Genomic DNA, 9805 nt, shown 5'->3' on the forward strand with positions numbered 1-9805 from the left:
AGCATAACTAGAGTGAGACATCATTTGAGGGAATTAGCTCAGCAACCCAAGGAAAGATGTAATTCATCAACAGCAGGAACACGATGACGGCAATCACGATGGTGATGGTCGCTTTCACCCACCACGGACCCGGCAGGGATCGCCAAAAAGCTGCGTACATCTAGTTGACCTCCTTGGTCTCAACACCGGCGAGAACCGCGTGAATAATGAGCCGATGAGTGTTGTCCCACTGCGGATGGCAGGTAGTCAGCGTAAGTAGAGTCGCGTTACCGACCGGATTGAGGACATCGGCGCGGTCTGGAGTGACAATGTGCTGGCCGGGAATCTCGGGGACGTTAGTTCCTTCTGGCACGCAGTCGAAGCTTTCCCCTGCGCCAGCCATACCGTCGACCGGTAATACCTTGTAGCGGTAAATAGCATCACGCGTCTCTACAGTGATGTCATCGCACGTCTGCAGGCGGTCAATGTTGTCAAAGGGAGCTCCGTGGCCGTCACGATGGGCGGCATAAGAACTGTTGCCCACCTGCCCCGGAAGGGCTGTGCTCGGATAATGGCCGGGGCCACCGCGCAAAACTTCCTGAGAGACACCTTCGAATACGACCAAATCGCTAAAACCGGCCTTTGGAGCGGAAATCATCGCCACCGCAGAGCCAGGCACCCAAGAGCCCTCAACAGCTGGCTCCGTGCCTTCTGGCGCCTGAGCTGAGGCCGATGCCGGTGCGGACCATGCCTGCTGCAGCTCATCACGAGCCTGCTGCTGAGCTTTCCCGGTTTCAAGACCAGACCAGTACAGCAGATAAAAGGCGAAGAGCGCCACCATCACTCCAGCGGTCAAGAGCAACTCGCCGATGACGCCAATAATTTTCGATAACACACTTAGGATTATGCCCGAAAGTTCCTCATCCAGGCAGTCCGCGCTCAGGCACTCCTCCCCCAGCCAGTCCGCACTCAGCTAGTCCCCACTCAGCCGGTCTTTGCCGAGGCACCTCTGTCCGGGCGCGCCCAGGTGCGCGTCTTTAAGCGCTGCAGCTCTCAGCGCAACGCTCTCCTAAGCGCGGGAGGCGAAATCCGACAGGTAGTCGGCATGGACGACAGGCTTCTGCATGTCATTCGGCAATTCCTCGGTGTGGTAGCCGATCATGCCCAGCAGTTCTTCAGAGTCATAGTTGACCTCGCCGCGTCCGATGACCTCACCGCTCGGGCCAATCAGGTCGACGATGTCACCAGCGGAGAACTCACCGTCAACCGAGGTGATACCGACCGGGAGCAGCGACTTGCGCATGCGGGTCACAGCGTCGACCGCGCCGGCATCCAGGCGAAGCAGGCCCGAGCTATCCGCTGCGTAGAGCATCCAGAACTTCCAGGCGCTCAGGCGGTTGTCCTTCGCGGCGAAAGCGGTTCCCACGTCTGCCTGGTCAAGTGCTCGCTCAATGTTGGACGCAGAAGTCAGCAGCACCGGCACCCCAGCACGCGAAGCCAGGCGTGCGGCAGACACCTTCGAGGCCATTCCACCGGTGCCCAGTGCCCCACCGTCACCGGCGATAACACCACGTAGGTCGTTACCGCTGCGCACCTCTGGCACAAAGGTCGCACCTGGATCGGCCGGGTTGCGGTCGTAGAGGCCGTCGACGTCGGAAAGCAGAATCAGTGCATCGCAGTACGCCAGGTGACTGACCAGGGCGGCGAGGCGGTCGTTGTCGCCGAAGCGGAACTCCGAGGTCGCGACCGTGTCATTTTCGTTGACAATTGGCACTGCACCCAGCTGGCGCAGGCGGTCGATAGTGCGCTGGGCGTTGCGGGCACGCGAACGCACACCTGCATCGTCCGAGGTCAAAAGCACCTGTGCAGAAGTGCGGCCATAGCGCAGGAAGGAGCGTCCCCACTCCTGTGCCAGGCGCACCTGCCCCACAGCTGCAGCCGCCTGCTTGGTCGCCAAATCAGTGGGACGCGAAGTCAGCCCCAGCGGCCCCATTCCGGATGCCACCGCGCCGGAGGACACGACAATGACATCGCTAAAGCCCATACGCTTTTCCAGGGCATCGGCAATGAAGTCGATGCGTTCGGGATCGGTACGACCGTCAGATCCGGTCAACGAGGAAGAACCAATCTTCACCACGACGCGCTTCGCGGTCCGAATTGCCTCACGAGTCTCGGAATCGAAACCGCCTTTGGTTCCCGGAGATAAATTCTCAGTCGCCTTTTCAATCTCAGCGACGGTGGACTCAGGATTGTCGTGAAGTAGCTCGTCGACCTCCTCACGGGAAATCGGCGCGTCCGATCCAGACTTCGGCGCGGTAGCTACCGGGGCATCTAATGCATCTGCTCCAGTGACGTCAACATCGTTGGCAACGGTGTCGGAAGGGATAACTGACTCACTCATTTCACTAATGGAAAACATGACGGTCTAATGTAATTCTGACTATATAATTGTTTAAACAATCAATGGCAAAATGCAAGTTTGAAGTCTTCGCTTGCCGACGACGCTGTCGCCCGCGACTATGAGTACCGGTCGCGAATAGCCTCTTCGCCATCTCCGAAATCGTACTCGTCAATCAGACCACGGCGGGCCTGCGATGCACGCTTACGCTGCTCGGCGCTAGTGCGCTCGTTGACGTAGAGACGATCGTCGGTACCACGGCCACTCGGCACGAAGTCATCGGTGCCCGCGACCTGCTGCGGGTACCACTCGAAGGTGAGATAGGAAATCGTCACCGGGCAGCCAACCGTTGCCCCAGCCTTTGCCAGGGCATCTTCTACACCAAGCTTGGCCAGGCGGTCAGCCAAGTAGCCGACTGCCTCGTCGTTTTCGAAGTCCGTCTGGTTAATCCAGCGCTCCGGCTTACGGCCACGCACAATGAACCCATCTGGGGTATTCGGATCGCGCTCGATGGTGAAGTCCGCGCCTTCGCGCTTCTTGCCACGCACACCTTCCGGACGGATGACCGCACGGGGCTCCTGCTCTGTTGGCAACGGATGCGCCTTGCGGTAGGCGGCAATCTGATCCTTCAGGCCGTAGGTCAGCTCCTTGAGTCCCTCGTGCGTCACCGTAGAGATCTCATAAATCGGCCAGCCGAACTTCTCCAGCTCCTCGCGCTGCATGTCAATCATTTCGCGAGCATCGGGCAGGTCAATCTTGTTCAGCACGATGACGCGCGGACGCTCTGCGAGATCCCCAAGCCCCACGTCGGCCTTCAGCACCGACTGGTAGTTGGCGAGTTCCGTCTCCAACGCCTTGATGTCAGAGACCGGATCGCGGTCGCCCTCCAGCGCAGCAGCGTCCACCACATGCACCAGCACAGCACAGCGCTCAATGTGACGCAGGAAATCCAACCCAAGACCACGGCCTTCAGACGCCCCCGGGATAAGACCCGGCACATCTGCGATGGTGAAGGACTCGTAGCCAACGTTGACCACACCCAGGTTCGGCTGCAGCGTGGTAAATGGGTAGTCACCAATCTTCGGCTTAGCAGCGCTCAAGGTGCTGACCAGCGAGGACTTTCCAGCTGACGGGAAGCCCACCAGTCCAACGTCTGCCATGGATTTGAGCTCCAAGACAAGATCCTTGGCCTCGCCAGGCTCACCGAGGAGAGCGAAGCCCGGCGCACGGCGGTTCTTGTTCGCCAGCGCTGCGTTGCCCAGACCACCGTAACCGCCTTCAGCGGCGATGAAGCGGGCCCCCTTACCGGTCATGTCCGCCAGCACTTCCCCATCCTCGGTCATCACAACCGTGCCCTCCGGCACTCCGAGAACCAGGTCCTCGCCGCGAGCACCATTGCGGTGATCACCCGCGCCGGGCTTACCGTTGGCAGCCTTGATATGGGGATGGAAGTGGAAGTCCATCAGAGTGTGAATCTGCGGGTCGACGGCCAGCACAATGTCGCCACCGTGGCCGCCGTTACCGCCATCGGGACCGCCGAGTGGCTTGAACTTTTCACGCAGCACCGAGTTACAGCCGTGACCACCGTCGCCGGCCTGCAAATGCAGTACGACACGATCTACAAAACGAGACATAAAATCACACACACTTCCGAGCGGAGAGCCATCATCTAGTGCCTGGAGTAATGCCCTAATTTAAGCGAGCCGACGGGCAGAAGTCTAGGCGGTAACAAAACGCTGCCTCGCAACCTAAAAGCGCGAAACAGTACATAAACAACAAAAGAGCCGATTACCTTTCGCAGTGGGAAAGGAATCGGCTCTTCTGCAAGGCAGTTAAACCTGCCTCATATTCAACGTTGCAGTAATCCTATGTGGACAACCGGGGGTTGTTCTTAGGAGTTATTCTCAACGATGCTGACAATGCGGCGGTTGCGGCGGGTACCGAACTCGACTGCGCCTGCCTTCAGAGCGAAGAGAGTGTCGTCGCCGCCACGGCCAACGTTCTCACCCGGGTGGAACGAGGTACCGCGCTGACGAACGAGAATCTCGCCTGCCTTAACCTGCTGGCCGCCGAAGCGCTTCACGCCGAGGCGCTTAGCTTCGGAGTCGCGGCCGTTGCTGGTGCTGGATGCACCCTTCTTAGTAGCCATGATTTTCTCCTAGGGAAAAGCTAATTGGAATTTCGGCGGTTTACTTGGAGACGCCGGTGATCTTCAGAACAGTGAGCGGCTGACGGTGGCCGTAGCGGCGCTTGTAGCCAGTCTTGTTCTTGTAGTGCATGCCGCGGATCTTCGGGCCCTTAGCGGCCTCGACGATCTCTGCGTTAACGGTAACGTTGGCAAGCTTGTCGGCATCCGCAATGACATCTGCGCCATCGACGAGCAGAACCGGGGTGAGAGCCACGGACGAACCCGGCTCACCCTCGATCTTCTCGACCTTGACGAGGTCACCTTCGGCAACCTTGTACTGCTTGCCGCCGGTCTTGACGATCGCGTACATAGGAGGGCTACCCCTTTATCTGAGAAACTCGACTCAAGGAATCCTTGTAATTCCTTGACTGGACAATGGAATTGCGATTAGTTGCGTGTGCAGAACACTTCAGGGACATACCCGAAAGCCAAATCCGAGTAGATTTCCCCGCTCTGGCCGTTTCCTTACCGCCAGCACCTCAAGCGCCAGCGGGCATGACCAGATACGCCTACTAATCAGCGACTGGTCAAGAGTAGCGAAAAATCCCCCTAAATTACAAACTGCCCGAGTAAGACCCTGTCCCCCATTGGTTTTCACGGTCTTCTCGGGCAGTTTCCGAAGCCACTTTCCACCCCCTGCTTTAGGGGACGAAAAACAGCCTCCTATCTGGCCTTATTCCAGATTTTTAATACCTAGTTCCGGCCGCTTCGGCGCACCGCACGACGCACTCGGCGGCGACGATTGGCCGGTTTCTTCTGCGGCACCGCAGCACCGCGATTAGCCTGCTTCTGCTCTGGCTTAGTAGCGCGGTTTGAAGTGCCCTGTCGCTGCTTCGGCGCAGTCGCTCCAGCATCGCTTTGCGACGAGACCCTGCGCACCGCCCGACGGCGATTACGGCGAGCTCCCGTGCCCTGGACCGCTACCACTTCAACCCGCGACTTGCCCGAGCGACGGCCACCGCCACTGCGGTTGGCGCTGCGGTTGCTGTCATCGTGGTTGTCTTTTGCACGATCTCCGCCCTTGCTGCCTTCTGCGTCCGCCTTTGGCTTAGTGGACTCGAAGTCCTCGCGGCGCGGTGCGCGATCCGAGCGAGAGTTACCGCGCGTCGGACGACGACGGCGTGGAGAACGCTCGAACGCCTCCTTCGCCTCCTCATAGGTCTGGGACTCCTCGGCCACAGCCTTACCGGTCTTGTTAGCGTTGCCGCCCTTGCCATTCCTGGCTGGCTCCCTCACATCTGTGGTGGAAGCTGCCTGAGACCCAGCCTGAGGCGCAGTGGTTTCATCCACAGCAGTACGACGCACAGCGCGACGACGGCGATGTCGAGCGCTAGCGCTGCTGGAGCGTTCAGCGTCGCCACGGCCTCCACCGTTATCGGTGCGCTCGGCACGCTCAGCACGGGTCGGGCGCTCCGAACGCTTGCGACGATCACCATATTCTTCGTCGCGGTCATCAGCGTCGCGTGCAGCCGAATCAACGGCAACATGCTCCGCTACACGGCGACGCGTAGCCCGACGGCGGCGGCGCTGCCCCTCCTGCGGCATGTAACGGTCATCCGACGGCTCCTCTGGGTCCTTCTCACGGGCTTCCGCAACAGCTGCGGCAGCCAGAGCAGCCAGGTCATTGGAGTTCTCCGATTGCTCAGTACGCTCGCGGCGCTCCTGACGGCCACGGCCGTTCTGTCGCTGCTCATCGTTTCGGCCCTGGCTCTTACGAACCCGGCGACGACGCGGCGGCTTCGGCTCATCGTTCTCAGAAGAGACGATGACAGCTTCGACAGCAGCTGCGACACGCTTGTCGGCTGCGTCCTTATCGCGCTGGTTGGTCTCCGTGTCGTCGTCACGCGTTGCCTTGGAAGAGCCTGCCTGGTCGCTCTGATCGCGGTGCATGGCCAGCGCGGCCGGGTGGTTGGCCGGATTGTGCTCCGAGCGCGACTTGTTGCGGCGCTTGGACTTGTCCTGCTCGTCGTTGCGACGGCCATTCTTGTGGCCACGGCCCTGATTGTCCTGCTCAACCGGATCGATGTGGATAATCAGACCGCGGCCATTGCAGCAGCTACACGGCGTGGAGAAGGTCTCCAGCAGGCCTGTGCCCAGACGCTTGCGAGTCATCTGGACGAGGCCGAGCGAGGTGACCTCGGAGACCTCGTGACGCGAGCGGTCGCGGCCCAGGGCCTCCTTCAGACGGCGCAGCACCAAGTCCTGGTTTTCCGGCAGCACCATGTCGATAAAATCGACGACAATCATGCCGCCCAGATCGCGCAGACGCATCTGGCGGACGATTTCCTCAGCGGCCTCCAGGTTGTTGCGAGTGACCGTCTCTTCCAGGTTTCCGCCAGCGCCGGTGAACTTACCGGTGTTGACGTCGATGACCGTCATGGCCTCGGTGCGGTCGATGACCAGCGTGCCGCCCGAAGGCAGCCAGACCTTGCGGTCGAGTGCCTTGGCCAGCTGCTCATCGATGCGGAAGTGCTCGAAGACATCAGCGCCGCCGTGCTCCTTGGCGAAGTAGCGCTGCAGTCGCGGCTCCAGCTCTGGTGCCAGGTCGCCGATGTAGTCCGTCACTGTGTTCCACGGGCGATCGCCCTCCACCACGAGACGCGAGAAGTCCTCGTTGAAGACGTCGCGGACGACCTTGACCAGCATGTCTGGCTCTTCGTACAGCGCAATCGGCTTTGCTCCACGCTTCGCCTTCGCTGCCTCGGAGGCTTCCCAGATCTCCTGCCACTGCGACTCCAAGCGCTTGATGTCGGCCTCGATGGCCTCCTTGGACACACCCTCGGCCGCGGTGCGAATAATCGTGCCCGAGCCCTCCGGCGTAACCTCACTCAGAATCGACTTCAGGCGCTTGCGCTCCGGCTCCGGCAGCTTGCGGGAAATACCCGCGCTCCGGCCGCCCGGCACGTACACCAGGAATCGACCAGCCATCGAAATGTGAGTGGTCAGACGCGCGCCCTTGTGACCAATCGGATCCTTGGACACCTGGACCAGAATCTGGTCGCCGGCCTTCAGCGCGTGTTCAATCTTGCGCGAACGCGATTTCGTGCCCAGCAGCTTCCAGTTCAGGTCACCTACGTAAATGACACCGTTGCGGTCGGTTCCGATATCAATGAACGCCGCTTCCATGCTGGGTAGGACGTTCTGCACGCGACCGAGGTAGATATTGCCGATCTGCGTGGTCTGCGTGTCAGAGGTAACGAAGTGCTCGACCAACAGGTCATCTTCCAGCACACCCACCTCAGTGACAATGCCCGAGTGGTCATGGCGCTTGCGCTCACGCACTACCATCGTGCGCTCCACCGACTCACGGCGAGCCAGGAACTCAGCCTCCGAGATCACGTGGCGCTTGCGCGATTCCTCACGACGTTCGATACGGCGACGGCGCTGCGCCTCCAGGCGAGTCGAGCCCTTAATCGCCTGCGGCTCTTCGACCGCCTCGCGGGTTTCCGCCTCCTCGCGCTCTGCCTTTTCGGTGGTCTTCTCCGCCTGCTGAGCATCATCATTACGACGCCCACGTCCACGACGGCGACGACGCGGGCGCGGCTGACGCTCCGTTTCGCTTGACGACGAGCCGTCCTGCCCCTCCCCCGCGTTGTCATCGGTGCCCTGGTTGGAGGCCCCGCTGTCAGCTGAAGCTGCATCCTCGGTGGCCGAATTCTTGGCCGTAGCCGGGACAGCCTGCGGCGCCAGGAAGATAGGCGCAAACGCGGTCTGCTCTTCCGCAACCGGCGGCTCCGGGACTACCGGCGGCTCGATGTCTTGCAGGGCTTCGCTCTGAGTTGCCTGCGTATCCTGCGGCTCTTGCGTTTTCTGCGGCTCTTGCGCTTCCTGAGCTTCCTCTGCCACTGGAGCGCTGGTCGTGCGGACCGCACGGCGAACTCGGCGGCCACGACGTGTGGTCACTGCAGCGCTCTTTGCAGCAGGTGCTTCGGCGGAAGCTTCCTCAGCGGAGGTTTTCTCAGCGGTCTCGGCTACGGTGTCGGCAGCCTTCTTATCGGAAGCATTCTTGTCTGCAGCCTTCTTCGACGACGACTGAACGACAGCCTCAACAGCTTCCTCGACGACCGAGTTCGAGTCCTTCTGCTCGTCCTTCGCAGCGGTTTCTTCCGGAGCGCCAGCGGTCTTCTTCACAGCCCGCTTACGCGTTGCTCGCTTCTTAGTCGTGCTCTGCTTCTCTGCGCTCTGCTTCTCTGCGCTCTGCTTTGCCGAGGATTTTCTAGCCGAGGCCTTCTTGGTGTCCTTCTTCTCGGTCACTTCCTCGGCAGGCGCTGCGTCCGACTCCGCTTCGCTCTTGGCTGCCTTCGGCGCAGCCTTCTTTGTGGCCTTCTTCGCAGCCGACTTCTTGCCGCTCTTCTTCGCAGCTGGCTTCTTCTCGGACTTAGCTGCAGTTTGCTCGTCCGACTTCTCATCTGCCGCGTTCGGCTTACCTGCCGACTGTTTTTCCTTCGCGGCTGGCTTTTCGCCGGTTGGCTTGGTCGCAGCGGATCCGTCGTCAAGCGAGGCATCCTCTGGATGATCACCGATGAAATTCAGCACTGCGTCGAGCTGATTTTGATTAATGGTGGACGCAGCGGACTTTACGACGATCCCCGCGTGCCCCAGTGCTTCGATGGTTTCCTTCGAGGTCAACCCCAAGCTCTTGGCCAGGTGGTGGACTCGGGTTTTCAGAGCCGCTGACTCACGATCAAATTCGCGTGCCTTAGCGACAACATCCTGGCTGAAATTTGCCACTGTATTTGTTTCTCCTTGACACCCCACCACGCAAAACCCGACAACAGGAAGCACACTCTTTGTCATTCCATGTGCGCCTACATCCGTTGTGGCCTTGGAAACCAGGCGGAGCAACGATGTTGCGACAGCCACTTCATTTGCGCCAAATGCGCAGATAGAGGGCCGAAAACGATGAACAATTATGAAAGTCTTATTGGCAGGCCTACCGGCTGACTCGGGGATTCAGCGATCACATGCGGCATATTTCATCCGCCGGAGCGAACTCCCGGGCACTACTGCTGCTGTCCATTGTCGCACATATCGAGCAGGTGGCGCGCACCGACATTGGTGGCGGCGGGCCAATCCGAGTTACTGACTGCGTTTATGACAGAAATGGCCTGAAAAATTGCCGGAAAGTGTCATAAACTCCTACAGTTTCACATTTGCAGCCCGTGCCCGCATTCACACGTGCAGCCCGCTGAAGGGCCGCCCCACGGTGGGTTAAGTGACAAAAAGTGTGTCCGCTCGGT

At 60.1% G+C, this 9805-nt stretch carries 7 protein-coding genes; all 7 read right to left on the bottom strand.

Annotated features, from left to right (window positions below):
* Positions 1–7: 7 nt before the first annotated feature.
* The 7 genes from HMPREF3053_RS11070 to HMPREF3053_RS05605 all read right to left on the bottom strand — a co-directional run bounded on the left by HMPREF3053_RS11070 (position 8) and on the right by HMPREF3053_RS05605 (position 9296).
* On the bottom strand, positions 8–160 hold the full coding sequence (locus HMPREF3053_RS11070) for a hypothetical protein (RefSeq protein WP_049190848.1): 153 nt from the start codon (positions 158–160) through the stop codon (positions 8–10).
* A complete protein-coding gene (locus HMPREF3053_RS05580) occupies positions 161–874 on the bottom strand; it encodes a class E sortase (protein WP_016422315.1) in 714 nt (237 codons plus the stop codon).
* Between the two features lie 174 nt (positions 875–1048).
* On the bottom strand, positions 1049–2398 hold the full coding sequence (gene proB / locus HMPREF3053_RS05585) for a glutamate 5-kinase (RefSeq protein WP_049190854.1): 1350 nt from the start codon (positions 2396–2398) through the stop codon (positions 1049–1051).
* Between the two features lie 98 nt (positions 2399–2496).
* Positions 2497–4011 carry a GTPase ObgE gene (gene obgE, locus HMPREF3053_RS05590; RefSeq protein ID WP_049190856.1) on the bottom strand — a complete coding sequence of 505 codons (1515 nt, stop codon included), beginning with the start codon at positions 4009–4011 and terminating at the stop codon, positions 2497–2499.
* 257 nt (positions 4012–4268) lie between these two features.
* Positions 4269–4526, bottom strand: a complete 258-nt coding sequence (rpmA, locus tag HMPREF3053_RS05595; protein ID WP_016422312.1) for a 50S ribosomal protein L27 — start codon at positions 4524–4526, stop codon at positions 4269–4271.
* A gap of 40 nt (positions 4527–4566) precedes the next feature.
* Positions 4567–4875: a 50S ribosomal protein L21 gene (gene rplU / locus HMPREF3053_RS05600; RefSeq protein ID WP_005511541.1), complete on the bottom strand. Its 309-nt coding sequence runs from the start codon at positions 4873–4875 to the stop codon at positions 4567–4569.
* A gap of 383 nt (positions 4876–5258) precedes the next feature.
* Positions 5259–9296, bottom strand: a complete 4038-nt coding sequence (locus HMPREF3053_RS05605; RefSeq protein WP_070767402.1) for a translation initiation factor IF-2 N-terminal domain-containing protein — start codon at positions 9294–9296, stop codon at positions 5259–5261.
* Between the last annotated feature and the right edge of the window lie 509 nt (positions 9297–9805).

The organism is Corynebacterium sp. HMSC064E07, assembly GCF_001815745.1.
GTDB lineage: Bacteria > Actinomycetota > Actinomycetes > Mycobacteriales > Mycobacteriaceae > Corynebacterium > Corynebacterium jeikeium_D.